Source organism: Streptomyces sp. (assembly GCF_035563135.1).
Taxonomy (GTDB): domain Bacteria; phylum Actinomycetota; class Actinomycetes; order Streptomycetales; family Streptomycetaceae; genus Streptomyces.
Map to the genome: position 1 here is coordinate 1 of NZ_DATMVN010000698.1, position 2083 is coordinate 2083.

The following is a 2083-nucleotide window of genomic DNA, read 5'->3' on the forward strand; positions in this document are numbered from 1 at the left end:
TGCTGCCAGGTACAACCCGACGTGGCCACGAACACGATCGCAGCCAGCACCTCCCGATCACCGTGCCGACGCCGACCACCACCCTGCGGACGCGACGGCGCCTCCGGCACCACCCGCTGGAACAACTCCCACAACTCCTCCGGCACCAGCCGCTCAACGATCCCCACCATGACTCACAGAATACCGGGTTCGCCCAAATGAGATGGCTTCTAAGCCACCGCCACGCACCCCTGTGACGAGGGCGCCGCACGCGCGGACCGCAAGGGCAACCTCCATGACGAGAACGGCAACCTCGTCCAGCGAGCCGAGGGCGCCCGTGTCGGATCCGGCGTCTTCCTCTCGCCACAGGCCGACGACCGCGTCGGCGGAGGCCCGGTGGCCCTGCCAGGTCAGCGCCGCCGCCGGCTTCCGGGTCGACTTCGTCGCCCAGCGCAGCGGCGACACCGGGTCACCTCACTCGTCGGGCTCGACCAGCGCAAGCAGAGCCGGCTGTAGCCTCGGATCAAGGTCCGCTGCCCTCTTCCGACCACCACCAGGACGACGGACCCGCCCCAACAGCACCTGGCCGGACTCCAGTTCGTACACTCCGCGCGAGACCGTACCCTCCCGAACCCCGGCTGCCGCGGCGACGAATCTGATCCCACCATGCCCCGACGACAGCGCTTTTGCCCCTACGGCGAGCCGGCGCTGACGCTCGTCGAGATGCGGCGTCAACACCTGGAACTTCGCCGCCAGGACATCCTCGGTCCCCTCCGGTCTCCCCGTACCGGAACACCGAATCCGACAGCCGGAAGCCACGATTTGTTTCCCGGCACGCCCTGAGGACTCATAACACGATCTTGTTAAAGTGTGCTGGTGGGGCGCAATCGGCGTGCAGATTCGGCCGTTCGTGAGGGTATGGGTACTCAACCGTGGATCGTGGACGATGAGTTGTGGGTGCTGATCGATCCGCTGTCGCCGCCTTGGCCGGAGCGGGCCCGGCTGGGGCTCGGCCCGGGTCAGGCGTGCCGGCGTCGCTCGGGCCGGTGGCAGAAAGCAGGCGTTCTCGACCGGCTGCCTCACCGGACAGACGCCCCGTGCGGGGGTCCATCTCGACAAGGCCGCGCAGAAGTTCGCGTCCACCGGAGCGAGCGCGCAGGTCCTCCCGTTCGCCCGTCACCTGGCCACCGGCGGAGCGATCCGCACCGAACTGCTCTCCCACGCGACACGGCAGGCCGCCACCCGACTCGCCGCGGACGTCTTCCCGCTCTCGCAGCAGCGTCGCTGACCCCTGGCCGAGCCCGACCGTGAATGACGGACGTCCATGAGCATCCGACCGATACACCGCCCGGCCAGGACCGTCCAGCCCCCGGCCGCCGCGCCTCCACGCACCATCGAGGTCCCGCCCGGCCTCCCCGAGGGGAAGGCGGGCATCATCGCGACGCCGCTGCCTCTCGTCGCCGGGGTCATGTCGTCCGTCGTGATGATGACCGCCGCACGCGACCCCCGGTTCGCCGCGCTGGGCGCGGTCATCCTCGTCGTGATCGTCATCGGCTCCGTCTCGCTCCGCCTCTCCCCCCACGGCAGGGCCCAGCGCACCCACCGGACGCGGCGGGAGGCCTACCTCGTCTACGTCGAGAACCTGCGCGAGGAGCTCTCCGCGCAGGAGCGCGGGCGCCGGGAGCTCGCCGGCATCCTCGACCCGCCGCCGTCCGCCCTGTACGACATCGTGCGGGACCCCGCCCGCCGGTGGGAACGGCGCCGCGTCGACACCGACTTCCTGCGTGTGCGGGTCGGTATCGGGGAGATACCCGTGTGCGATCTCACGATCGCCGGCAGGCGCTCCTCCGTCCTCACCCCACCGGACCCCTTCCTGTTCAACGAGGCCTCGGCGCTGATCAGCCGGTTCCGCACGGGGACCGATCTGCCCCTCACGGTGCCGCTGGACCGGGTCGGCAACGTCAGCGTCATCGGCCCCCGCGAGGACTGCCTGCGTGTGGCCCGCGCCCTGCTCGTCCAGACCGCCGCGACGCACGCCCCCGACGACGTGGCGATGGCGCTCGCCGTGCCCGGTGACCGGATCGCCGACTGGGAGTGGGCCAAG

1 protein-coding gene and 2 pseudogenes are annotated in these 2083 nt (G+C 70.7%); 1 reads left to right on the top strand and 2 read right to left on the bottom strand.

Features of this window, described 5'->3' with window-relative positions; genetic code table 11:
* On the bottom strand, positions 1 to 170 hold a 170-nt coding region (locus VN520_RS31025), incomplete at its 3' end, for a transposase (protein ID WP_325750266.1).
* Positions 171 to 333: 163 nt separating this feature from the next.
* Positions 334 to 735 (bottom strand): annotated as a pseudogene (locus VN520_RS31030) (ISAzo13-like element transposase-related protein); the annotation flags it as partial.
* Positions 736 to 1303: 568 nt separating this feature from the next.
* Here VN520_RS31030 and VN520_RS31035 point away from each other — a divergent pair.
* Positions 1304 to 2083, top strand: a pseudogene (locus tag VN520_RS31035) (type VII secretion protein EccC); the annotation flags it as partial.